A 24,255-nucleotide genomic window follows, 5' to 3' on the forward strand; every position below is an offset into this window, starting at 1 on the left:
CCGTCCAGATTAGGCGGAACGGCCTATCGATCGCCTGGCGGCGGGGCCCCGGTGGTCCGCGTGAGAGCCGCGGTGAGCGCCGGGTCCAGCCCCGGGACGTCCTCGACGGGCACGGCCAGCGCGAGAAGAGCCCTGCTGAAGTAGTTGCGCGCCGCCGCCGCCAGGGTGATGTCCACGATCTGCCGGTCGCTGAACCCCTGGTCTCGCAGCTCCTGCGCATCGGCGTCGGTCATCGCCCCCGGATCGGTCGACAGCCGCGTGGCGAAGCGGATCACGGCCTGCTCCTGCTCCGTGAAACCGCGGTCGTCTCCCGCGGCGAAGGCGGCGAGTCCTTCCTCGTCGACGACGCCGGCGCGCAGGGAGCGGCGGCCGTGGGCGAGCAGACAGTGCGCGGATCCGATGGCCCGCGCCGCCCCCAGGGTCGCGGCCTCGTAGATCGGCACGCCGATCGACGGGACGACCGCGCGGACGAGGGCTTCGAAGGCGGCGTGGGCGTCGGGGTTCACGGCCATGGCCTTGGTGTGAGCGAACACGATGCCGTCGTCGGCGAGGTCGCTCTCGTACATCGCGGCGACGTGGCCGGTCGCGGTGGCCCGTTCGGGAGGGTGGATGATCATGGCGCCTCCTCGGCTCCGGGGCGCGCGGCGAGGGTGCGCACCCCTCGCCGGGAACGATACGCCGCTCTCAGGCCGCAGAGAAGAGCGTGCGGCGCCCGGTGCTCCTGGCAGGCGTACGATCGAGGGATGACCGAATCGAAGCAGGAGAACACCGGGCAGGACGCGCCGCTCGGGCTGCAGCCGCTGCCGGGTGCGATCGAGCTGCTCGAGGGCGATGCCGCCGGCTACTGCAGCAACGGCGTCTGCCACATCCCCGCCCCCAAGGAGCGGTGAGCAGCAGACGCCGTCGGTGTGGCTGCGCGGTCAGTGACCGCCGTGCGCCGCGTCGCCGATGTCGTCGGCGGGCTTGCGCACCAGCGGGCTGAGCGCGACCGCCGCGAGCGAGATGATCGCCGCGATGAGGAAGGCCGTCCGCGCTCCGGGGGCACCGGCCACGGCCCGCGACAGGCCCTCGTCCTCGCCGGCGTGCAGGATCGCCGAGTACGTGACCGTGAGCAGGGCGACGCCGGCCGCCCCGCCGACCTGCTGCAGCGTGTTGAGCACCGCCGAGCCGTGCGAGTACAGCGAGCGGTGCAACGACCCGAGCGACGAGGAGAACAGCGGCGTGAACGACATCGCGAGGCCGACCGACATGGCCGCCTGCACGATGATCAGCAGCCACCACACGGTGTGCTCTCCGACCGTCGAATAGAAGAACAGCGCCGCCGAGACGAGGATCGTCCCGGGGATGAGCAGCGGACGGGTGCCCTTCGCGTCGTAGACACGGCCCATGATCGGACCGAGCAGGCCCATCAGCACCGAACCGGGGAGCAAGATGAGGCCCGACTCCAGCGCGGTCAGTCCGGCCACGTTCTGCAGGTACTGCGGCAGCAGCGTCAGGGTGCCGAACATCGACAACGCCAGGATCGTCATGATGATGACGGCCAGCGAGAAGTTCGCCGAGCGGAACACGCGCAGGTCGAGCAGGGCGTCGTCGACGCGCTGCAGCACGATCTGACGCCAGACGAACAGGGCGAGCGAGACGGCGCCGACGACCAGAGCGATGACGCCGGTCGTGCCGCCCGATCCGCCCTCGCCGCCGAACTGGCTGAGGCCGAAGACGATGCCGCCGAAGCCGAGCGCCGCGAGCGGGATGGACAGCACGTCGAGCGGAGCCTTGCGGGTCTCGCCGAGGTTGGTCATCCACTTCGCGCCCATGGCGAGCGAGATCAGGGCGATGGGCAGCACGATGGCGAACAGCGCGCGCCAGTTGAACGCGTCGAGCACGGCCCCCGCGAGCGTCGGGCCGATCGCGGGCGCGAGCGAGATGACGAGACCGACGCGGCCCATCATGCGACCGCGGGACTGCGCGGGCACGACGTTCATGATCGTCGTCATCAGCAGCGGCATCATGATCCCCGTGCCGGCGGCCTGGATCACGCGGCCCACGAGCAGCACCGAGAAGCCGGGTGCGACGAAAGCCACGAGCGTCCCGATCGAGAACGCGGTCATCGCAGCGATGAAGACCTGCCGCGTCGTGAAGCGCTGCAGGATGAAGCCGGTGGTCGGGATGACCACCGCCATCGTGAGCATGAACGCGCTCGTCAGCCACTGGCCGAGCTCGGGCGGGATGCCGAGATCGGTGTTCAGGTGCGGGATTGCGATGCCCATCGTCGTCTCGTTGAGGATGGCGACGAAGGCGGCGACGAGCAGCAGCCAGATGACCCGCATGTCCTTGCGCGGGATCTCCCCGTGCGATGCGGGGGGCGTCGTGATGGAGCCGGTATCGACGGCAGACATGGGCGGCCTCCAGGGCATCGGAAGAAAAAGAGATGTGCGAGAGTTCGCGAGAGTCATTCAGCGTAACGGGTCGGTGGGACATTTCATTCCGATCCCTGCGATATCCGCCCTGAGCGGAGACGACGGCCCGCGGTGTCCGCCGTCCTGAGTACGCTGGCGCCATGAGCATGGGCGGGATGGGCGGTGGTCCGCGGGGCGGTTTCCGCGGCGTGGACGAGGACGCCCAGCGTCGGCTCAACGCGGAGGCCCCGAAGATCGACGGGCTCGGCACCCGGGTCGTCGCTCTGTTCAGCGCCTACCGGTGGCGCATCCTCTTCACCGGTGTCCTCGTGGTCCTCGGCGCGGGTATCGCGGTCATCCCGCCGCTCCTCGTGCAGCGCATCTTCGACGACGCCCTGTTCCCCGTCGACGGCGGCGGCCCCCACCTCTCCCTGCTCGGCGTGCTCGTCGGGGCGATGGTCGGCCTCTTCCTCTTCTCGGCGGTCCTCGGCGTCGCGCAGACCTGGCTCACGGCGACGGTCGGCAACAGCGTCACGGGCGATCTCCGGGTGCGGCTGTTCGAGCACCTGCAGGCGATGGAGCTCGGCTTCTTCACCCGGACGAAGACCGGGGTGATCCAGTCCCGGCTGCAGAACGACGTCGGCGGTGTCTCCGGCGTGCTGACGAACACCGTCACCAGCATCCTCGGCAACGCCGTCACGGTGATCGCCTCCCTCGTCGCGATGATCCTCATCGACTGGCGCCTCACCCTCATCGCGGTCGTGCTGATGCCCTTCCTCGTGCTCGTGCAGCGACGCGTGGGGCAGGTGCGGGCGCGCATCGCGGGGGAGACCCAGGAGTCGCTGTCCGAGTTGACCTCCATCACCCAGGAGACCCTGAGCGTCTCGGGCATGCTGCTGTCCAAGGCGTTCAACCGCCAGCGCAACGAGTCCGAGCGCTACCAGCAGGAGAATCGCAACCAGGTGCGCCTGCAGGTGCGCCGGGCCATGAGCGGCCAGGGCTTCTTCGCGGTCGTGCAGGTCATCATGGCGAGCGTGCCGGCCGTCATCTATCTGGTGTCCGGCTACCTCATCGCGGGCGGGACGGGAGCGATCACCGCGGGTACGATCGTGGCCTTCACGACGGTCCAGGCGCGGCTGCTCATGCCGCTCATGGGGCTCATGCGGGTCTCGCTCGATCTGCAGACCTCGTCCGCGCTGTTCGCCCGCATCTTCGAGTACCTCGACCTCGTACCGGAGATCACCGACGCCCCCGACGCGGTCACCGTCGCGCAGGCCCCTGGGCCGCGCGGACGCGTCGAGTTCCAGGACGTCGTGTTCCGCTATCCGGATGCCGCGGCCGACTCGCGCCCCACGCTGCACGGGGTCTCGTTCGTGGCCGAGCCCGGGCAGCACGTCGCCTTCGTCGGCCCGTCCGGCGCCGGCAAGACCACGATCCTCTATCTCGCCCCACGGCTGTACGAGGCCAAGGGCGGCGCGGTGCTGTTCGCAGGGGCGGACGTGCGCACGCTCACGCAGGAGTCGATCATCGACGACGTGGGCATCGTCTCCCAGGAGACCTACCTGTTCCACGCGACGATCCGGGAGAACCTCCGCTATGCAAAGCCCGATGCGACCGACGAGGAACTGGTCGCCGCCTGCACCGCGGCCAACATCCACCACATCATCGCGGGCTTCGAGAAGGGCTACGACACCGTCGTGGGGGAGCGCGGATACCGGCTCTCCGGCGGAGAGAAACAGCGGATCGCGATCGCCCGCGTGCTCCTGAAGGACCCGCCGGTGCTCCTGCTCGACGAGGCGACCTCCGCCCTGGACACCGTGTCCGAGCGCGTGGTGCAGGAAGCCCTCGACGAGGCGGCCAAGGGGCGCACGACCCTGTCGATCGCGCACCGCCTCTCGACGGTCATGGGGGCGGACGTCATCCATGTGCTGGAGGCCGGTCGCATCGTGGAGTCCGGCACCCACGCGGAGCTCCTCGCGCAGGGCGGCCTCTACGCCGAGCTGGCGGCACAGCAGGTGGCCGCGTCGCGTGTGCTGAACGCCGAGATCGAAGCAGAAGCCGAGGAGGAGGCCGCGATCCGTGGCGGTGTCGAGGAGGGCGTCGATGCTCCGCTCGCCGGGCGCCGTGCGGACCGCGAGCCGGAGGACTCCGCGGCGGCCGACGCCGTCGTGGCGCTCACGACCGGCGTACCGCTGCCGACGGCATCCAGCGCCGACGCCCGACCGCGCCCGACCGACGGCTGACGGCTTCGCGGGTCAGTGGACGGAGAGCCCGCCGTCGACGAACAGCGACTGGCCGGTGACATACGCCGAGCCGGGACCCGCGAGGAAGACCGCGGCCGCGGCGAAGTCCTCCGGGAGGCCGTTGCGTCCGACCATCGTCCGGGCCGCGAGGGCCGCGATCGTGGCGGGATCCTCCTGCAGGCGGGCGTTCAGGGGAGTGAGGACGAATCCCGGGACGAGGGTGTTGCTCGTCACGCCGGTACCACCCCAGGCCTCGGCCTCCGAGCGCATGAGCGACTCGACCGCGCCCTTGGAGGCGCCGTACACCCCGCTGCCCACGAATGCCCGGTGCGCCTGCTGCGAGCTGATGTGGATGAGCCGCCCGTACCCGCGCGCAGCCATGCCCTGCGCCCAGCGCTGACCGAGAAGGAACGGGGCGAGCGCGTTGACGGTCATCGTCGCGTCCCAGTCCGCCTCGGTGATCTCGGCGTAGGGCGGACGGATGTTGATGCCGGCGGAGTTGACGAGGATGTCCGGCTCGCCGAAGGGGACGGCAGCGGCCTCCGCGACCGCGTGGATGCCGTCGCGGGAGCCCAGATCGCCGACGACGCCCGCGGCCCGGCACCCCTGCGCGTTCAGCTCCTCGACGGTCTCCGCGATGCGCTCCGCGCCGCGGGCGACGATCACCGTGGCCGCGCCGGCCCGGGCGAGCGCCGTCGCGATGCCGCGGCCGATGCCCGAGCTGCCGCCGGTCACGACCGCGGTGCGGCCGTCGAGCGCGAAGAGCGAGGAGAGGTAGTCGGTCATGCGGGGGTCCTTCCGGCGGGGCTCACCACGCGAGGGCGTCGGCGAGGGTGGGGTCGGGGCGGGCGTCGGCGAATTCGGGAAGGGCGCGCAGTTCGGCCAGGAACGCGGACACCTCCGCCGCGTAGGCGGGATCCGGGTGCGTGTCCGCGATCTCCCGGAGCGGAGCGACGTCCATCGCGAGGATGAGGTCGAGTCGAGCGGTCACGGCGGCGTGCGCGCCCGCCGCCTGCAGCACACGGATGCCGCCGCGGAGCGCAGCGAGGTAGTCGCGGAGCACGGGGAGCTGCGCCTTGCCCTGGGTGATCGAGGTGCCGTCCGCTCGGACGCGCCAGCGCACCACGACGTCAGGCAGCACGTCGAAGGCGCGCGCCCGGGTGTACATCGTCTGCGCGACGACCTGGTCCTCGTAGGCGACACCCTCGGGGAACCGCAGGTCGGACCACATCTCGGTGCGGCTCACCTTGGACCATGCGACGATGTTCGACACGGCCTGCGGATGCTCCGCGAGGGTGGTGCCGAGACGGCGAGGAGAGGTCGCCGCGGCCACCCACGGCTGTACGCGGCCGGGCACGTACCCTCGCCCCTGGGGACGCAGCCGCACGTAGGCACCGGCGGCGAAGTCGCTCTCCGTGCGTTCGAGCGTGCCCACGAGCGTCGAGAGGGCGTCCGGCATCAGCTCGTCATCCGCATCGAGGAAGCCCGTGAAGGGCGTGTCGACCCGCGCGAGGCCGACATTGCGCGCGGCGCCGAGCCCGACGGAAGCCTCATGCCGGATCAGGGTGAAGCGGTGATCCGTCGCGGCGGCGTCGGCGAAGATCGCTCCCGTGTCGTCGGTGGAGCCGTCGTCGATGAGGATCGCACGCCACCGCTCGTCCGTCTGCGCACGGAGGGAGTCGAGGGCGGCGGGGGCGAACGCGGCGATGTCGCGTCCGGGCACGATCAGCGTCACGATCGGGGCGGGGGCGGTCACTCCGCCGAGTCTAGGGCCGTCCGTCAGCCGCGGACCGCGTCGACCGCTTCCGCCACGAGTGCGGCGAGACGCTCCGGAGCGTCCGCAGGGAGGGCCGAGCGCCCGAAGGTGAAGCGCACGGCCGTCTGGGCGACCTCCGGGGCGATGCCGCACGCGAGCAGCACGGGGGAGGGCTCGTCGCTGCCGGCGGCGCAGGCGGAGCCGCTGGACGAGATCACCCCGCGGCGCTCCAGCTCCAGCAGCACCGCCTCGCCGCTCACGCCGGCGATCGTGAAGCTCGCCGTCGCGGGGAGCCGCTGCGTGGGATGCCCCGTGAGTGCGGCCACGGGCACGCGGCGCTGCACCTCGGCGATGAAACGCGCCGTCGCGGCCTCCACCCGGGTCGCGGTGTCTTCGCGCTCCCGCTCGGCGAGATCCAGTGCCGTCGCCAGGCCCACCGCTCCGGCGACGTCGACGGTGCCGGACCGCCGCCCACGCTCCTGGCCGCCGCCGTGCAGGAGCGGTTCCAGAGGGAGGCGTCCGCGGACGACGAGCGCCCCGGTGCCCTTGGGAGCGCCGAGCTTGTGCCCGGCGATCGACACCGCGTCGGCATGCAGCTCGTGCAGCGGCAGCCAGCCGGCCGACTGCACGGCGTCGACGTGGAGGGGCACGCGGCGGGCGTGGACGACCTCGCGGAGCGCCGCGATGTCCTGGACGGTGCCGATCTCGTTGTTCGCGTGTCCGAGGGACACGACGGCCGTGTCGTCGGTGAGCGCCGTGTCGAGGGCGTCCGGCGTGATCCGTCCGGTGCCGTCGACGGCGGGCATCGCGACCGTCACCCCGTGGAACCGCGCGAGGTGCGCCGCCGACTCCCGGATCGACTCGTGCTCGATGGGGGACACGACGACGCGCCGCCGGCCGGAGGCGAGCGCTCCCAGGGCGAGTCCCTTCACGGCGAGGTTGTTCGCCTCCGTGCCGCCGCCGGTGAAGACGACATCCCCTGCCCGCGTCCCGAACACGCGGGCCACCCGAGCGCGGGCGTCCTCCAGCGCGCGCGCCGCGGTCTCGCCCGCGGTGTGGTGACTGGCGGGGTTGCCGAACACCTCGGTGAGGAAGGGCTCCATGGCCGCCCGCACCTCGGGGCGTACCGGAGACGTCGCGGCGTGGTCGAGGTACAGCACGGACTCAGTCGATCCGGAGGTCGAGTCCGAGGTCCAGCGCCCGCGCGGAGTGCGTGAGGGCTCCGACCGAGATCACATCCACCCCGGTCTCGGCGATGGCGCGGACGGTGGTCAGCTCGACGCCGCCCGAGGCCTCCACGGTGGCGCGCTCGCCGATGAGCGCCACGCCGGCGCGCAGATCGTCGAGGGAGAAATTGTCCAGGAGCACGGTATGGGCGCCGCCGTCGAGCACCGCAGGGATCTGGTCGAGACGGTCGACCTCGACGACGACGTGGGCGGTGTGCGGCAGCCGCGAGAGTGCCTCGCGGAGAGCCGTCGCGAGATCGAGCCCGGACCTCTGGAGCACTGCGAGGTGGTTGTCCTTCGCCATGACCGCGTCGGAGAGCGAGTACCGATGGTTCCGCCCGCCGCCGGACACGACCGCGTGCCGCTCGAACGCCCGCAGACCGGGCGTGGTCTTGCGGGTGTCGGCGATGCGCGCCCGCGTTCCCTCGACTTCGCGGACGTAGGCGGCGGTGAGCGTCGCGATGCCCGACATCCGCTGCGCGAAGTTCAACGCGACGCGTTCGGCGGTGAGCACAGCGCGGGCCGGCCCTGTCACGGTGGCCAGCACGTCGGAAGCCGTGAAGGCATCGCCGTCGCCCACGTGCAGGTCGACCGTGACGTCCGGGTCGGTGAGGATGAACGCGGCGGCGAACACCTCGCCGCCGCTGAAGACCCCGTCCTCGCGGGCGACGAGGTCGGCCGTGGCCGTCGTCTCCGCGGGGAGCAGGGTGGTGCTGGTGAGGTCGCCCCAGGGGGCGTCCTCCTCGAGCGCGGCTCCGACGACGCGGTGCAGGGTGGCGTGGGTGAGCATCAGGCGGTCTCCAGGATCGACGGGTGTGCCATGGTCGGTGCGTCGGGGGCGGGATCATCGCGGTGATGGGCGCCGACCGAGGCCGGGCGTGCCAGGGCGGCACGAAGGGTGGCGTCGGCGACCAGCAGCAGATTCCGGTCCTCGTACGTGCGGACGTCGACCGCAGGAGGCAACCCGACGGCCCACCCGCGCACGATGCGGAGAGCGCGCTGCAGGCCGGATCCGTTCCGCCGCAGGCCGACCTCGTCCCACAGCAGCCGCTGCAGAGCCGCGCGGTCGAACGGGGGGAGGGGCTCCGGTGCGACATCCGCGTCCGCCGCGTCTGTCCCGTCCGTCGGTGACGGACACGGGGTGATGTCGACTGCAGCGGTGGGCCATGGCTCGTCCAGCGCGGCGGCGGCCCTGGCTCCGAACACGGCTCCTTCGAGGAGCGAGTTGGAGGCGAGCCGGTTGGCTCCGTGCACTCCTGTCCGGGCGATCTCGCCGGCGGCGTACAGCCCCGGGATGGTGGTCCGTCCGTGCCGGTCGGTGACGACGCCGCCCATGAGGTAGTGCGCGGCGGGGGTCACCGGCAGCGGCTCCCGGGACCAGTCGAAACCGCGGTCGCGCGTCATGCGGTCGATGGTCGGGAAGCGGCGGGCGAGCGCATCGGCCCCCAGCCCGGTGGCATCGAGGTGCACAGGCGTCCCCTGCCGGGCTGCCTGCCCGGCGATGGCCCGGGCGACGACGTCGCGCGGGGCGAGCTCCCCGTCGGGGTGGCTGTCGAACACGAACCGTCGTCCGTCGCTGTCGCGGAGCACGGCTCCCTCACCGCGGACGGCTTCGGACAGGAGGAAGACCGGGACGCCGGGGAGGGTGGTCGGGTGGAACTGCACGAACTCCAGGTCGGCGATGGCGGCGCCGGCGCGCAGAGCCGCCGCGATGCCGTCGCCGGTCGTCTCGATCGGATTGGTCGTGTGCGCGTAGAGCTGCCCTGCCCCGCCCGTGGCGAGGATCACGGCGTCGGCCCGGATCTCGACCGCGGCGCCCTCGCGGAGGACCGTGATCCCGCGGATCCGTCCCGCCTCGACGATCAGATCGAGGAGCATCGTCCGCTCGCGGACGGACATCGGCGTGCGCTGAACGGCCGCGCACAGCGCCGCGGAGATCGCGGCCCCGGTCGCGTCGCCCCCGGCGTGGAGGATGCGGGCATGGGTGTGCGCCGCCTCCCGCCCGCGGGCGAGGGCACCGCCCGGCGCCCGGTCGAAGGCGACGCCGCGGGCCAGGAGCTCGGCGATCCGGGCGGCGCCGTCCGCCACGAGCGCGTCGACGGCGGCCGGATCGCACAGACCCGCTCCGGCGCTGATCGTGTCGGCGGCATGCGCCGCCGGTCCGTCGCCCGGCCCGTAGCCGCCGGCCACGCCGCCCTGCGCGAGCGGCGTGCATCCGCCCCCGAGCGCGCTCTTCGTCACGAGCGTCACGGCATGCCCGATCTCGTGCGCGTGCAGCGCGGCGGTGAGTCCGGCGATCCCGGAGCCGACGACGACGACGTTCATCGTGCCCCGGCGGCCACCGGCGGCTTGGCGGCGAGCATCCGCTCGAGCGCGAGGCGAGCCGGGGCGGCGACGTCAGGGGAGACCGTGATGCGGTTCGGGGTGCGGCCGGCGACCAGCTCCTCCAGCACCCACGCGAGGTAGCCGGGGTGGATGCGGTACATGGTCGAGCACGGGCAGACGACCGGGTCGAGGCAGAAGATCCGGTGCTGCGGGTACTGCGCGGCCAGGCGGCGCACGAGGTTGATCTCGGTCCCGACCGCGAACGTCGTCGGCTCCGTGGCCTCGGCGATGGCGCGGCGGATGTACTCCGTGGAGCCGGCCGCATCGGCCGCGTCGACGACCTCCATCGGGCACTCCGGATGCACGATCACGCGGACCCCCGGGTGCTCCGCGCGGGCCTGGTCGATCTGCGCCACGGTGAACCGCCGGTGCACGGAGCAGAAGCCGTGCCAGAGGATCACCTCCGCGTCGACGAGCTCCTCCGGGGTGGAGCCGCCGAGCGCTCGCCGCGGGTTCCACATCGGCATCCGGTCGAGCGGCACCCCCATGGCCTTCGCGGTGTTCCGACCCAGATGCTGGTCGGGGAAGAAGAGCACGCGACGGCCGCGGGCGAAGGCCCACTCCAGCACCGTGGCGGCGTTCGACGAGGTGCACACGATGCCGCCGTGCCGCCCGACGAAACCCTTGATCGCCGCGGAGGAATTCATGTAGGTGACGGGGATCACCGGCACGCGGCCGTCGGAGTCGGGGGTGTCGAGGTCGCCCAGCACGTCGGCGAGCTGCTCCCAGCACTCCTCCACCTGGTCGATGTCGGCCATGTCCGCCATGGAGCACCCGGCGGCGAGATTCGGCAGGATCACGGCCTGGTCAGGCTGCGACAGGAGGTCGGCGGTCTCGGCCATGAAGTGCACGCCGCAGAAGACGATCGCCTCCGCATCCGGCCGCATCGTGGCGGCGGTGGCGAGCTGGAACGAGTCACCCACCTCGTCCGCATGGGTCACGACCTCCTCGCGCTGGTAGAAGTGGCCGAGGATCACCACCCGGTCTCCGAGGGTCGCCTTGGCCGCCTCGATGCGCCGGTGGAGCTCGGCTTCGTCCGCCTCGCGGTAGGCGGCGGGGAGCTCCCCCTGCCGGGGAGCCCCGGTCGGGATGACGTCGCCCATGGAGGATCCGGGCCCGTACCCGGGGCGCGTGTCGAAGTCCCACGGGCCGACGGCGAGGTCGGTGGTGCACGTAGCGTCGGTGGAGGCTCCACCGACGATGGCCTGGATCGCGTGATCGACGGACGGGTCGGCCGCAGGGACCACGGGGGTCGGGATGAAGGTGATGCTCATCGGGTTCTCGTTTCCTCGGGGCGGAGCGGGCCGCGGTCGGCCAGCTCGACGTCGGTGTCGTCGCGGTACAGGCGGGCCGGGCGGTGGCTGCCCGTGCGGAAGCGGTCGGTGCGGGTGAGGTTGCCCGCGGCCTCGACCTGCCGCCGGAAGTTCGCAGGGTCCAGTGGGCGCCCGAGGATCGACTCGTACGCCTCCCGCAGCTCGGCGAGCGTGAACTCGGCGGGCAGGAAGCCCTGGGCCACGCGGCTGTAGCCGACCTTGTTGCGGAGGCGCCAGAGCGCGTACTCGATGATCTCGTGATGATCGAAGGCGAGTGCGGGCAGGCCGTCGACATCGAACCACTCCACGTTCTCCGGCGCGCGACCGGATGCCCGATGCGCGGTGATCTGGGCTTCGACGTCGTCCTGACGCAGCAGTGCCCAGTACACGATCGAGACGACCCGCGTGGGGGAGCGGTCGACGGCGCCGAAGGCGTAGAGCTGCTCCAGGTAGGTGGGCGCAAGGCCCGCCGTCTCGGCGAGTGTCCGGGCCGCGGCGTCGACCGGCGACTCCTCGGGGGTGAGCCACCCGCCGGGAAGCGCCCATCGCTCTGCGAACGGCTCGCGGGTACGGCGGACGAGGGGGAGTGCGAGAACGGGAGGACCGTCGTCACCGCGGCGCAGCGTGAGGATCACCGTCGAGACGGCGACGCGGATGTCCGCACTTCGAGTCATATGCACCTTAACCTCCGCAGCCGATCTTAGTGTCATGACGACCTTTAGTGCGGGCATATGACGCGCAGGAGTGTCGAGTCCGAAACGTTATCTCCTGCCCGCAGGAAGGCTTGTTCCCCCGGAGCGGGTTTGTTAGGTTACTGTCCTAACAAACCCCTTCGAGGGCGGCCCGCAGGCCACCTCCCGGGGTTCCCGTGAACCCCGCCCGGGGTTCGGCTCCAACCGGAGAATCCCTCCTGCAGTGCAGCACCGAGAGGAAATGAAGAATGATCCGTAACGGAAAGCGCAAGATCGCGCTCACGGCGGTCGCGGGGGCCTCGGTCCTCGCCCTGGGCCTGACGGCCTGTGGTGGCGGCGGCGGTGACGGCGACGAGGGCGGCAACGCGTCCAGCGACCGTGCCCTCCGCGTCTGGGCCGGCAGCACGACGCCGATCACGACGAACTACAACCCGTTCGCCCCGAACGTGCTCCACGGCGCACTCGGCCCGATCTACGAGCCGCTGTTCTTCTACAACAAGACCAAGGACGAGGAGCCCATCGGCCTCATCGGCGAGTCCTTCGAGTACAACGAAGACGGCACGCAGATCACGGTGAAGATCAAGCCCGACCTGAAGTGGAGCGACGGCGAGCCGCTCACGGCCGCGGACGTGGCCTTCACCTTCCTGTACGAGGCGAACAACCCCGAGGGCAACCAGCTGGTCTCCGCCGAGGCCACCGACGACACCACGGTCGTGCTCACCTACGGCATCGCGCAGTACACGACGGAGTTCCAGCGGATGGGGTCGAGCTACATCCTCCCCGAGCACATCTGGAAGGACGTCGACGACTTCGCGAACTTCACGAACGAGGAGCCGGTCGGGTCGGGCCCGTACGTCGTGGACAAGACCACGAGCGAGTCCTACACGCTGGTCGCCAACGAGAACTACCGCGGCGCCGACGAGCTGGCCATCAAGAAGGTCCAGTACATCGCGGTCGACAACAACCAGACCGCGCAGGATCTCGTGACGGCGGGTGAGCTGGACTGGACCGGCATGTTCATCCCGAACCCGGACGACGCGACCGCCAACGGCAAGATCGAGTGGATCAACACGCCGCAGGACCCGACCGTCCTCTACACCTGCTCGAACGCCGAGCTCGGCTGCACGGGCCCGCAGACGGACGTGGCGGTCCGGCAGGCGCTGAACGTCGCCGTCGACCGCGCCACCATCAAGGACAAGGCGTTCGTCGGTCTCACCGCCGACGTCTCGCCCGCCTACACGCTGCTCCCGCGCGATGAGAAGTGGCTCACCGACGACGCGTACGAGGTCAGCCCGCAGGAGGCCAACGTCGAGGAGGCCGCGTCCATCCTCGAGGCTGCCGGCTACACCAAGGGCTCCTCCGGGATCTACGAGAAGGACGGCGCGCCCGTCGAGCTCAGCCTGATCTCGGTCGACGGCTGGACGGACTACAACGACGCCGCGAAGCTCATCGCCGAGCAGGCCGAGGCTGCGGGCATCAAGATCACCGCGTCGACCGTGCAGTGGCAGGAGTTCGTCGACGCCCGCCAGTCCGGCGAGTTCCAGCTGATCGTCGGCGGCGTGGTCGGCACGACCATCGCCGACCCGTTCCAGATCTACCGCGACTGGTTCGGTGGCACCGAGGTGCAGTCCACCAGCCCCGTCGGCACCGAGATCCCCCCGGGGCGCTGGAACTTCAGCCGCTACAACAACCCGACCGTCGATGCGGCCATCCAGCAGGCCATCAGCACCGAGGACGAGGCGGAGCGCAAGGAGCTCTACGCCACGATCCAGGACGCGATCGTCACTGACGTGCCCTACATCCCGCTCGTGATCAACGCCACGCAGACCTTCTACAACACGAAGGACTACACCGGTTGGCCGACCGAGGAGAACCTCTACGCGTTCCCGCCCTCCTGGGGTGCGATCGCGGCCGGGTACGTGCTGACGCAGATCAAGCCCGCCGGCTGAGTCTCGAGAGGAGCAGGGGAAGCAGGAAGTCAGGACAGGTGACATGAAGTTCTATGCACGAAGGATCGGGTTCTACGCATTCACGCTGTGGGCCGCGATCTCCATCAACTTCCTGCTTCCCCGGCTCATGCCGGGGGATCCCGCCGACATCATGATCGCGAAGATGCAGCGGGCCGGCGGAGAGGTCTCCGAGACCACCATCCGCAACATCAAGCTCCTGCTCGGCGGTGATGATGCGTCCCTCTGGGAGCAGTACCTCGCGTACTGGGGACGCATGCTCCGCGGCGATCTCGGGGTGTCGGTGACCAAGTTCCCCACCCCGGTGTCGGAGCTGATCGCCGGCGCCCTGCCGTGGACGCTGGTGCTCGTCGGCACCGCCACGGTCATCTCCTTCCTGCTCGGCGTCGTTCTCGGCGCGTGGGCCGGGTGGAAGCGCGGCACCTGGGTCGACCACCTCATCCCGGCGACCACCGTCCTGCAGTCCATCCCGTACTTCTGGCTCGCGCTCGTCCTCATCGCCGTCTTCGCCGTCGGTCTGGGATGGTTCCCGATGTTCGGCGGGTATGACGTCTTCGACTTCCCGGACGGCCCGGAGCCGACCTGGGCGTTCTTCACCGACGCCGTCACCCACTCGCTCCTTCCCGCGATCACGATCGTGATCAGCTCGGTGGGCGGCTGGATGTTCGGCATGCGCAACATGATGGTCTCCACGCTCGCCGAGGACTACGTCCTCACCGCTGAGGCGAAGGGACTGCGGCCGCGGCGCATCATGACGACGTACGCCGCGCGGAACGCCGCCATCCCGTCGATCGCAGGCTTCTCGATCACCCTCGGCTTCGTCGTCGCCGGCTCCATCGTCATGGAGCAGGTGTTCACCTACCCGGGTGTCGGCAAGCTCATGTTCCAGGCCGTCACCAACAACGACTACGCGCTGATGCAGGGGCTGTTCCTCGTGATCACCCTCACGGTGCTCGTCGCCAACTTCTTCATGGACCTCGTCTATGGCTTCATCGACCCGAGGGCTCGCCAGAATGTCTGACACGAAGAACCCGCTCCTCGTGGAGGAGTCGCCCACCGTCGCCCCCGAGGGCACCGTCGCTCTGGCCACCCAGCGTCAGGAACGCAGACGTCGCCGCATCCTGCCCAGCACCTCGCCGAAGTTCATCGTCGGTGCCGTGCTCGTGCTCGCCATCGTGCTCTTCGCGATCATCGCGCCGTTCTTCACGCAGAACCCGCGCAGCACCGACAACCCCGCCCTCGCCGCGCCGTCGGCGGAGCACTGGCTGGGCACGACCAAGCTCGGCAACGACGTGCTCGCGCAGCTCGCGATCGGAGCGCAGGGGTCGCTGCTCATCGGCGTCACGGCCGGCGGCATCGCCATCGTGCTCTCGCTCCTCTTCGGTGTCCTGGCCGGGTACCTCGGCGGTTGGCGGGAGGACGTCCTCGCGCTGCTGACCAACGTCATGATCGTGATCCCCGGACTGCCGCTGGTCATGGTGATCGCGTCGTTCGTGCCGCAGCGCAGCTGGCAGCTCGTCGCCTTCGTCCTCGGCATCACCTCCTGGGCCGGAGCGGCGTACGTGCTGCGGCTGCAGACCCGCTCGCTCCGCACCCGCGACTACGTGTACGCGTCGAAGGTGGCAGGCGAGAAGTCCCTCCGGGTGATCCTCGTCGAGATCATGCCGAACCTGCTCCCGCTGCTGACCGCGCAGTTCCTGTTCGCGATCATCTTCGCCATCCTCGGCGAGGCGGGGCTCTCCTACCTCGGCCTCGGCCCGAACTCCTCGATCACCTGGGGCTCGATCCTCAACGACGCCCAGTCTGGTCAGGCCCTCGGCCGCGGCGCCTGGTGGTGGTTCGTGCCGCCGGGCATCATGATCGCGATCCTCGGCGCGGGGCTCGCCCTGATCAACTTCGCCATCGACGAGGTCATCAACCCGAAGCTGCGCAACGCGCCCGATGCGGCCCGTCGTCTGCGCAAGGCCGCGAAGGAGAAGGGGGTCACCGCATGAGCGACGCCGTGCTCACCGCCAGGAACGTCTCGATCGAGTACGAGGTCGACCCGCCGGTCAAAGCCGTCCGCGATGTCTCACTCACTCTCCACCGGGGCGAGATCCTCGGGCTCGCGGGGGAGTCGGGCTGCGGGAAGACCACCCTCGCGTACGGGATGAACCGGCTGCTCAAGGCGCCGGCCCTGATGACCGACGGCGAGATCGTGTTCCACGACCGCGACGGCCATGACATCGACGTCGTCGGACTCGACGGCGACGGGCTGCGCGCATTCCGCTGGGACAAGATCTCGATGGTCTTCCAGGGGGCGATGAACTCCCTCAACCCCGTCATCTCGGTCCGCGCGCAGATCTTCGACATCTTCGACACCCACCGCCCCGGAATGTCGAAGAAGGCCAAGCACGAGCGCGCCGAGGAGCTGCTCACGCTCGTCGGCGTCGACCCCGGGCGGCTGACGAGCTTCCCGCACGAGCTCTCCGGCGGCATGCGCCAGCGCATGATGATCGCGATGGCGCTGGCACTCGACCCGCAGGTCATGATCATGGACGAGCCCACCACGGCGCTCGACGTGGTCGTGCAGCGCGGCATCATCCGGGAGATCATGCGTCTGCGGGAGAAGCTCGGGTTCGCCGTGATCTTCATCACCCACGACCTGCCCATGCTCATCGAGATCAGCGACCGCATCGCCGTCATGCTGCAGGGACGGATCGTCGAGCAGGGCACGGCCGAGGAGATCTACCGCAACCCGCAGCACGAGTACACCCAGCGGCTGCTGTCGAGCTTCCCGTCCCTCACGGGCGAGCGGGGCGACTTCGTCCGCAGCGGCGGCGTGAACCAGGAGGTCATCCGATGAGCGTGGACGGGACGAGGCGTGCGGGCACCCTCGAGGCGAGGAACCTCGTCAAGGACTTCCACCTGCGGTCGGGGTTCCGCACGAGTGTGCTGCACGCGGTGAAGGACGTGTCGTTCACCCTGGAGGCGGGGCGGACCACGGCCCTCGTCGGCGAGTCCGGATCGGGGAAATCCACCATCGCCCGGATGCTGATGAAGCTGGAGACGCCGACCTCGGGGAGCATCCTCCTGGACGGCGAGGAATCCGGCACGCGGGGCTCGGCCCTGGAGCGCTACCGGTCGGACGTGCAGATGGTCTTCCAGGACCCGTTCGCCTCGCTGAATCCCTTCCACACGATCGTGCACCACCTGGAGCGTCCGATCCGGCTGCACCACCCGAAGCTCGACAGCCGCGAGGTGCGGGCGCGGGCGATCGAGCTGCTGGAGCGCGTGCGGCTCACTCCGGGGGAGAGCTTCGCCGAACGGCGCCCGCACGAGCTCTCCGGTGGGCAGCGGCAGCGCGTGGCGATCGCGCGGGCCCTCGCCCCCGGTGCCCGGTTCATCGTGGCGGACGAGCCGGTGTCGATGCTCGACGTGTCGATCCGGCTCGGCGTGCTCAACCTGCTCGCCGAGCTGCAGCGCGAGGAGAACCTCGGCGTCCTCTACATCACACACGATCTGGCGACCGCGCGGCACTTCTCCGACGACATCATGGTGCTCTTCCAGGGCGATGTCGTGGAGCGGGGAACAGCCGACGAGGTGATCCTGAACCCGCAGCACGAGTACACCAAGACGCTCCTGGCGGCGGCACCCGAACCGGAGAACCTCGGCAGGCTCCGTGACGAGGTCAGGGCGGAGCTCGCCCTGGGCTCCTGAGCGGGCGGGGGAGACCGCTAGACTGAACCCACAATCGAAGACAGGCCGAACGACCGACGCGGGAGAGCCCCGGCGCATGCAGCCGGGCACCGAAGGAGCAAGCCTCCCCGCCAATCTCTCAGGTACGCGTACCGCGGAGGTCCGGCCGCTCTGAAAAGCGATCCCGAGCACCGGGGGATCCGCCGACGGTGAAAGCCCTGTGCACGCGCGCGGGCGAAGCTCTCAGGCCCATGACAGAGGGGGAGTTCCCAGGGACGACGTCGTCGTCCCGCCCGACCCAGCCCGGGAGAACTCCATGTCCGACCCCCGCTACACCCCGTTGCGCGACCGCCATGAGGCGCTCGGCGCCTCCTTCACCGATTTCGGCGGCTGGCAGATGCCGGTGCGCTACACGTCCGACCTCGCCGAACACCACGCGGTGCGGCAGGCGGCGGGCGTCTTCGACATCTCGCATATGGCGGAGTTCACGGTCCGCGGCACCGGTGCCGCGGCGTTCCTCGACTACGCCCTCGCCGGACGGCTGTCCGCGCTCGCGGTCGGCAAGGCGAAGTACTCGCTGCTGCTGACGCCTCAGGGCGGCATCGTCGACGATGTGATCGTCTACCGCCTGGCGGACGACGACTTCCTCATCATCTCCAACGCGGGCAACCGCGAGGCCGTGCGTCAGGCACTCACCGAGCGGGTGGCGGACGCCGACGCGGGCCCCGTGGAGGTCGCGGACGTCTCGGACGACTACGCGCTGATCGCCGTGCAGGGCCCTCGGGCCGAGGAGATCCTCGCGGCGACGGAGGGCATCGCCGACGTCAGCGTCCCGTGGGCGGAGCAGAAGTACTACGCGTGGGCGACCGCGTCTTTCGCGGGGGAGCCGCTGCTCCTCGCCCGCACCGGCTACACCGGAGAGGACGGCTTCGAACTCCTCGTCCCGGCCGCCCACGCGACCGCGCTGTGGGACGCGGTGCTCGACGCCGGTACTCCGCACGGTCTGGTTCCCGCCGGCCTCGCCGCCCGCGACACGCTCCGGCTGGAGGCCGGCATGCCGCTGTACGGCCATGAGCTCAGCCTCGCCACCGCACCCGCCCAGGCCGGCCTCGGCCGCGTCGTGGTCGCCGCGAAGGACAGTTTCGTCGGCAAGGACGCGCCGGCGCCCGCCGACGACGCCCGGATCCTCGTCGGCCTGACGGCGGAGGGGCGACGCGCCGGCCGTGCCGGCTACGCGGTCGTCGACGCCGACGGCACCCCGATCGGAGAGATCACCAGCGGCGCCCTGAGCCCGACGCTCGGCCACCCCATCGCGATGGCCTTCGTCGACCCTTCTTCCGCAGAGGAGGGAACCGCAGTATTCCTTGATGTGCGGGGGACCCGCATCCCCGCGACCGTGACCGCCCTGCCTTTCTACCGGAGGACAAAATGACCGACCTCAGCGCACTCCGCTACACCGACGAGCACGAGTGGATCGCCGGTGATGGCGACACCGTCACCATCGGCATCACCGACTACGCCGCCGAGAAGTTGGGGGACGTCGTCTTCGTCGAACTCCCCGCCGTCGGCACCGAGCTGACCGCCGGCTCCGTCGTCGGCGAGATCGAGTCCACCAAGTCGGTCGGGGAGCTCTACGCCCCGGTCGCCGGCACGGTCGTCGAGATCAACGACGCCGTCGTCGACGACCCCTCGCTCGTCAACGCCGAGCCGTTCGAGGGCGGCTGGCTGCTCAAGGTGTCCGTCGCCGCCGGCGCGCTGGACGGACTGCTGGACCGCGACGCCTACGTCGCACTCACGGAGGGCTGATCCGGAAGTGGTTGCATTCGCCGATCGTCACATCGGACCGACCGAGGCCGCCCAGCGCACGATGCTCGACGCGCTCGGTCTCGGCTCCGTCGACAGCGGGACGCTGAGCCCGGTCGAGGAGCTCATGCGTCAGGCCGTCCCCGCCTCGATCTACACGGGACCGGAGGGCGCGGTCGCCGACTCCCGCATCCCGGTCGCCGCGTCGGAGACCGAGGCGCTGGCCGAGCTGCGTGCCCTCGCCGGGCGCAACACCGTGAACCGCTCGATGATCGGCCTCGGTTACTACGGCACCGTCACCCCGCAGGTCATCCAGCGCAACGTCCTCGAGAACCCGTCCTGGTACACGGCCTACACGCCGTACCAGCCCGAGATCTCGCAGGGGCGCCTGGAAGCGCTGATCAACTTCCAGACGATGGTGGCCGAGCTCACCGGCCTCACCACCGCGAACGCGTCGATGCTCGACGAGTCCACCGCGGTCGTGGAGGCGATGCTGCTCGCGCGCCGGGCATCGAAAACCGCGTCGAACGTGTTCGCAGTGGACGCGGATGCGCTGCCCCAGACGAAGGCCATGCTCGCGTCCCGCGCCGAGGCGCTCGGCATCGAGCTCGTCGCGGTCGACTTCGCGGCGGGGGAGGAGCTCCCCGCCGAGCTCTTCGGCGTCTTCGTGCAGTATCCGGGGGCTTCGGGCCGCGTGTGGGATCCGTCCGCGGTGTTCGACGCCGCGCACGTCGCCGGCGCGCTCGCCGTCGCGGCCGCCGACCTGCTCGCGCTGACGCTCCTCACCGCGCCCGGCACCCTCGGGGCCGACGTGGCCGTGGGCACGACGCAGCGCTTCGGTGTGCCGATGGGCTTCGGCGGCCCGCACGCCGGCTACATGGCCGTGCGCGCAGGCCTGGAGCGGCAGCTGCCCGGACGCCTCGTCGGCGTCTCCGTCGACGCCGAAGGCAAGCCGGCCTACCGCCTCTCGCTGCAGACCCGCGAGCAGCACATCCGCCGCGAGAAGGCGACGTCGAACATCTGCACCGCTCAGGTGCTCCTCGCCGTGATGGCGTCGATGTACGCGGTCTACCACGGCCCGGACGGGCTTCGACAGATCGCCCGCGATGTGACCGCCAAGGCGACCCTGCTGCGCGAGTGGCTCGTCGAGGCCGGCGCCGAGGTCGTCCACGAGCACTTCTTCGACACACTGACCGTGCGCGTCCCCGGCCGGGCGGCGGAGTACGCGGACCAGGCACGGGGCGGCTACGGCATCCTCCTGCGGGTCGCCGACGTCGACACGATCGGCATCGCGGTCGACGAGACGACCACGGTGGCCGAGCTGCACCAGGTCGCGCAGGTCTTCGGAGGGAAGCAGGAGCGCGCCTTCGGCTTCGGCCTCGGCGACGCGGACGCGCTGCCGGACGCCCTCCGCCGCGAGGACGAGTACCTCACGCACCCGGTGTTCCACAGCCACCGCAGCGAGACCGCCATGATGCGGTACCTGAAGAGCCTGTCCGACCGGGACTACGCGCTCGACCGCGGAATGATCCCGCTCGGCTCGTGCACCATGAAGCTCAACGCCGCCACGGAGATGGCCGCCATCACGTGGCCGGAGTTCGCGGGCATCCACCCGTTCGCCCCGGAGGCCGACGTGCGCGGCTACCTGGAGCTCATCGACCAGCTCGAGGGCTGGCTCGCCGAGATCACCGGGTACGACGCGGTGTCGCTGCAGCCGAACGCCGGATCCCAGGGGGAGCTCGCCGGCCTCCTCGCGATCCGCGGCTACCACCGCGCGAACGGCGACGACCACCGCATCGTGTGCCTCATCCCGTCCTCCGCCCACGGCACGAACGCGGCCTCCGCCGTGCTCGCGGGCATGAAGGTCGTCGTGGTGGCGAGCGATGCGCTCGGCAACGTCGACCTGGACGACCTGCGCGCGAAGATCGCCCAGCACGCCGACGACCTGGCGGCGCTGATGATCACGTACCCGTCCACGCACGGCGTGTACGAGGAGCAGGTCGTCGAGATCACCGGGGCGGTGCACGCGGCCGGCGGTCAGGTGTACGTCGACGGCGCGAACCTCAACGCGCTCCTCGGCTACGCCCGCTTCGGCGACCTGGGCGGCGACGTCTCGCACCTCAACCTGCACAAGACGTTCGCCATCCCGCACGGCGGCGGCGGCCCGGGTATCGGTCCGGTCGCGGCGAAGGCGCACCTCGCGCCGCACCTGCCGTCGCACCCGCTCGCGCAGCGCGCCGAGCACTTCGGCGGCCACACGTTCGAGGGCGCCGTGATCTCCGCGGCACCGTACGGCTCCGCGGGCATCCTCCCGATCTCGTGGGCGTACGTGCGCATGATGGGGGCCGAGGGGCTCCGGCGCGCGACCGCCGCGGCGGTCCTCTCGGCGAACTACATCGCCGAGCGCCTCGGCGGCCACTTCCCGGTGCTCTACACGGGGGAGAACGGTCGGGTCGCGCACGAGTGCATCCTCGACCTGCGTCCGCTCAAGGAGGCCACCGGCATCTCCGTCGACGACGTCGCCAAGCGCCTGATCGACTACGGGTTCCACGCCCCGACCATGTCGTTCCCGGTCGCCGGCACCCTCATGGTGGAGCCCACCGAGTCGGAGGACCTCGACGAGATCGAGCGGTTCATCGAGGCGATGATCATGATCAAGGCCGAGGCGGACGCCGTCGCCGCGGGGCGCTGGCCCGCAGACGACAACCCGCTCGTGCACGCCCCGCACACCGCGGTCTCGCTCATCGCGGGGGAGTGGGCGCACGCCTACACCCGCGAGGAGGCCGCCTATCCGGTGCGCTCGCTGGTGGCGGCGAAGTACTGGCCGCCGGTCCGCCGGATCGACCAGGCGTACGGCGACCGCAACCTCGTCTGCGCCTGCCCGCCGATCGAGGCCTTCGCCTGACACGGACCCGCACGACGAACGGCGTCGCGCCCGCCTCCCGGCGGCGCGGCGCCGTTCGCGTTACGCCATGTTTCCGTCATGTGACAGATGGTCACCACTCAGTAACAGTTCGTTAGCCGAACGTCCTGGACGCGCGACCCCCGGGTTACGCTCAGGTATCCCTGCGCGCTCGATGATGAGCCGCGCAGAATTCCCACGTCCACAGGAGGACAAAAGTGAAGCGCAACAAGATCGCCCTCGCGGGCAGCGCACTGTTCGTGATCGGCGCCCTGACTCTCGCCGGCTGCGCGAGCGGCGGCGGCAACTCGGGAGACGACGGCAGCGGGGCGAAGGCCGACCCGGATGCCATCATCACCACGAACGGCTCCGAGCCCGAGAACCCGCTCATCCCGACCAACACCAACGAGGTCGGCGGCGGCAAGATCCTCGACGAGATCTTCGCCGGGCTCGTCTACTACGACGCCGAGGGCAAGCCGGTCAACGACATGGCCGAAGAGATCGTGACCGAAGACCCGCAGCACCTCACGGTGACGCTGAAGGAGGGGCAGACCTTCTCCGACGGCGAAGAGGTCACGGCCGACAACTTCATCAAGGCGTGGAACTACGGCGCCCAGGCGGAGAACGCGCACCTCTCGAACTACTTCTTCGAGGACATCGAGGGCTTCCAGAACACCGAAGAGGTGTACGGCGCGCAGGGCGACCTGACCGGCCTCGAGCAGGTGGACGACTACACCTTCAAGATCACCCTGAACAAGCCGGCCGCCGACTTCGCGCTGCGCCTCGGCTACTCGGCGTACTACCCGCTGCCTGACGCGGCGTTCGAGGACATGGACGCCTTCGGGGAGAACCCGATCGGCAACGGTCCGTACAAGCTCGACGGCGAGGGCGCCTGGCAGCACGACGTGCAGATCGACCTGGTCCGCAACGACGACTACGAGGGCGGGCGCCAGGCGAAGAACGGCGGTCTCACGATCAAGTTCTACGCGACCCAGGATGCGGCCTACGCGGACCTGCAGGGCAACAAGGTCGACGTCATCGACGTCATCCCCGCCGTCTCGCTGCCCACGTTCCAGGACGACCTCGGCGACCGCGCTGTGAACCAGCCGTCCGCCGTGTTCCAGTCGTTCACGATCGGGCAGTTCCTGCCGCACTTCTCGGGCGAAGAGGGTATCCTCCGTCGCCAGGCCATCTCGATGGCGTTCGACCGCGACCAGATCACCGACAAGATCTTCTTCGGCACCCGCACCACGGCCTCCGACTTCACGTCGCCGGTCATCGACGGCTGGTCGGACTCGATCTCGGGCAATGAGGTCCTGAAGTACGACCCGGAGAAGGCCAAGGAGCTGTGGGCCGAGGCCGACGCGATCTCCCCGTGGGAGGGCGAGTTCAAGATCGCCTACAACACCGACGGCGGCCACCAGGAGTGGGTCGAGGCCGTGACCAACGCGATCTCCAACACGCTGGGCATCGAGGCCTCGGGTGACCCGTACCCGACCTTCTCGGTCATCCGCGAGGAGATCAACAACAACAGCATCAAGACCGCCGCCCGCTCGGGTTGGCAGGCCGACTACCCCGGTCTGTATAACTTCCTCGGCCCGCTCTACGCGACCAACGCCGGTTCGAACGACGGCGACTACTCGAACCCCGAGTTCGACAAGCTGATCGCCGACGGCATCAGCAACACCGACACCGCGGCTCAGGTCGAGGAGTTCACCAAGGCGCAGGAGATCCTCTTCAACGACCTCCCCGCGATCCCGCTGTGGTACTCCAACGTGACCGGTGGCTACGCCGACACGGTGGACAACGTCACCTTCGGCTGGAACTCGGTGCCGCTGTACTACGAGATCACGAAGGCTGCCGAATAGGCCTGACGGAGCTCGCAACCGCGAGG

Annotated in this window: 20 protein-coding genes and 2 riboswitches; of the genes, 11 read left to right on the forward strand and 9 right to left on the reverse strand. The window is 70.3% G+C overall.

Going from position 1 to position 24,255, the window contains the following annotated elements; translation table 11 throughout:
* Positions 1–23 precede the first annotated feature (23 nt).
* Entirely contained in the window at positions 24–617 is a 594-nt protein-coding gene (locus AC3B5L_RS05775) for a carboxymuconolactone decarboxylase family protein (RefSeq protein ID WP_370428693.1), read from the reverse strand.
* Positions 618–743: 126 nt separating this feature from the next.
* Here AC3B5L_RS05775 and AC3B5L_RS05780 point away from each other — a divergent pair, with 126 nt between their 5' ends.
* Positions 744–890 (forward strand): hypothetical protein, encoded by a 147-nt coding sequence (locus AC3B5L_RS05780; protein ID WP_187663623.1) that lies wholly within the window; start codon positions 744–746, stop codon positions 888–890.
* Positions 891–920: 30 nt separating this feature from the next.
* On the opposite strand, the gene AC3B5L_RS05785 is transcribed toward AC3B5L_RS05780, so the two are convergent.
* Positions 921–2,396, reverse strand: a complete 1,476-nt coding sequence (locus AC3B5L_RS05785) for an MDR family MFS transporter (RefSeq protein ID WP_268777767.1) — start codon at positions 2,394–2,396, stop codon at positions 921–923.
* Positions 2,397–2,563: 167 nt separating this feature from the next.
* On the opposite strand from AC3B5L_RS05785, the gene AC3B5L_RS05790 reads away from it, so the two are divergent.
* Positions 2,564–4,639 (forward strand): ABC transporter ATP-binding protein, encoded by a 2,076-nt coding sequence (locus tag AC3B5L_RS05790; RefSeq protein WP_490096395.1) that lies wholly within the window; start codon positions 2,564–2,566, stop codon positions 4,637–4,639.
* A gap of 12 nt (positions 4,640–4,651) precedes the next feature.
* On the opposite strand, the gene AC3B5L_RS05795 is transcribed toward AC3B5L_RS05790, so the two are convergent.
* From AC3B5L_RS05795 to AC3B5L_RS05825, 7 genes are read right to left on the reverse strand one after another with little or no spacing between them, the layout of a single operon-like run.
* Positions 4,652–5,425 carry an SDR family NAD(P)-dependent oxidoreductase gene (locus tag AC3B5L_RS05795; RefSeq protein ID WP_136050923.1) on the reverse strand — a complete coding sequence of 258 codons (774 nt, stop codon included), beginning with the start codon at positions 5,423–5,425 and terminating at the stop codon, positions 4,652–4,654.
* A 22-nt stretch (positions 5,426–5,447) separates the two neighbouring features.
* Complete coding sequence (locus AC3B5L_RS05800; protein ID WP_490096286.1) at positions 5,448–6,395, reverse strand: glycosyltransferase family 2 protein; 948 nt, start codon at positions 6,393–6,395, stop codon at positions 5,448–5,450.
* A 23-nt stretch (positions 6,396–6,418) separates the two neighbouring features.
* Entirely contained in the window at positions 6,419–7,555 is a 1,137-nt protein-coding gene (locus AC3B5L_RS05805; RefSeq protein ID WP_490096287.1) for a cysteine desulfurase family protein, read from the reverse strand.
* A gap of 4 nt (positions 7,556–7,559) precedes the next feature.
* A complete protein-coding gene (nadC, locus tag AC3B5L_RS05810; RefSeq protein ID WP_490096288.1) occupies positions 7,560–8,411 on the reverse strand; it encodes a carboxylating nicotinate-nucleotide diphosphorylase in 852 nt (283 codons plus the stop codon).
* Entirely contained in the window at positions 8,411–9,946 is a 1,536-nt protein-coding gene (gene nadB, locus AC3B5L_RS05815; protein WP_490096289.1) for an L-aspartate oxidase, read from the reverse strand. The genes nadC and nadB overlap by 1 nt, the downstream gene beginning before the upstream one ends.
* On the reverse strand, positions 9,943–11,280 hold the full coding sequence (nadA, locus tag AC3B5L_RS05820) for a quinolinate synthase NadA (RefSeq protein WP_490096290.1): 1,338 nt from the start codon (positions 11,278–11,280) through the stop codon (positions 9,943–9,945). The genes nadB and nadA overlap by 4 nt, the downstream gene beginning before the upstream one ends.
* Entirely contained in the window at positions 11,277–11,993 is a 717-nt protein-coding gene (locus AC3B5L_RS05825; protein ID WP_259962733.1) for an NUDIX hydrolase, read from the reverse strand. Before AC3B5L_RS05825 ends, nadA begins: the two co-directional genes overlap by 4 nt.
* A gap of 266 nt (positions 11,994–12,259) precedes the next feature.
* Between AC3B5L_RS05825 and AC3B5L_RS05830 the strand changes: the two genes are divergently transcribed.
* From AC3B5L_RS05830 to AC3B5L_RS05870, 9 genes are all read left to right on the forward strand, one after another.
* Positions 12,260–13,960 (forward strand): ABC transporter substrate-binding protein, encoded by a 1,701-nt coding sequence (locus AC3B5L_RS05830; protein ID WP_187663632.1) that lies wholly within the window; start codon positions 12,260–12,262, stop codon positions 13,958–13,960.
* Between the two features lie 43 nt (positions 13,961–14,003).
* Positions 14,004–14,999 carry an ABC transporter permease gene (locus AC3B5L_RS05835; protein WP_187663633.1) on the forward strand — a complete coding sequence of 332 codons (996 nt, stop codon included), beginning with the start codon at positions 14,004–14,006 and terminating at the stop codon, positions 14,997–14,999.
* Positions 14,992–15,972, forward strand: coding sequence for an ABC transporter permease (locus AC3B5L_RS05840; protein WP_259962736.1), 981 nt, complete (start codon positions 14,992–14,994; stop codon positions 15,970–15,972). Before AC3B5L_RS05835 ends, AC3B5L_RS05840 begins: the two co-directional genes overlap by 8 nt.
* Positions 15,969–16,823, forward strand: a complete 855-nt coding sequence (locus AC3B5L_RS05845) for an ABC transporter ATP-binding protein (protein WP_187663635.1) — start codon at positions 15,969–15,971, stop codon at positions 16,821–16,823. Before AC3B5L_RS05840 ends, AC3B5L_RS05845 begins: the two co-directional genes overlap by 4 nt.
* Positions 16,820–17,677 (forward strand): ABC transporter ATP-binding protein, encoded by an 858-nt coding sequence (locus AC3B5L_RS05850; RefSeq protein ID WP_187663636.1) that lies wholly within the window; start codon positions 16,820–16,822, stop codon positions 17,675–17,677. Before AC3B5L_RS05845 ends, AC3B5L_RS05850 begins: the two co-directional genes overlap by 4 nt.
* Before the next feature lie 49 nt (positions 17,678–17,726).
* Positions 17,727–17,821: riboswitch (glycine riboswitch) on the forward strand.
* 1 nt (position 17,822) lies between these two features.
* A riboswitch (glycine riboswitch) is annotated at positions 17,823–17,921 on the forward strand.
* 51 nt (positions 17,922–17,972) lie between these two features.
* Entirely contained in the window at positions 17,973–19,088 is a 1,116-nt protein-coding gene (gcvT, locus tag AC3B5L_RS05855) for a glycine cleavage system aminomethyltransferase GcvT (protein WP_490096291.1), read from the forward strand.
* Positions 19,085–19,462, forward strand: coding sequence for a glycine cleavage system protein GcvH (gene gcvH, locus AC3B5L_RS05860; protein ID WP_060923660.1), 378 nt, complete (start codon positions 19,085–19,087; stop codon positions 19,460–19,462). Before gcvT ends, gcvH begins: the two co-directional genes overlap by 4 nt.
* Before the next feature lie 61 nt (positions 19,463–19,523).
* Entirely contained in the window at positions 19,524–22,364 is a 2,841-nt protein-coding gene (gene gcvP / locus AC3B5L_RS05865; protein ID WP_396654785.1) for an aminomethyl-transferring glycine dehydrogenase, read from the forward strand.
* 215 nt (positions 22,365–22,579) lie between these two features.
* Positions 22,580–24,229, forward strand: a complete 1,650-nt coding sequence (locus AC3B5L_RS05870; protein WP_187663639.1) for a peptide ABC transporter substrate-binding protein — start codon at positions 22,580–22,582, stop codon at positions 24,227–24,229.
* Positions 24,230–24,255: the final 26 nt, after the last annotated feature.

This window comes from Microbacterium sp. C-MGS6 (genome assembly GCF_058140415.1).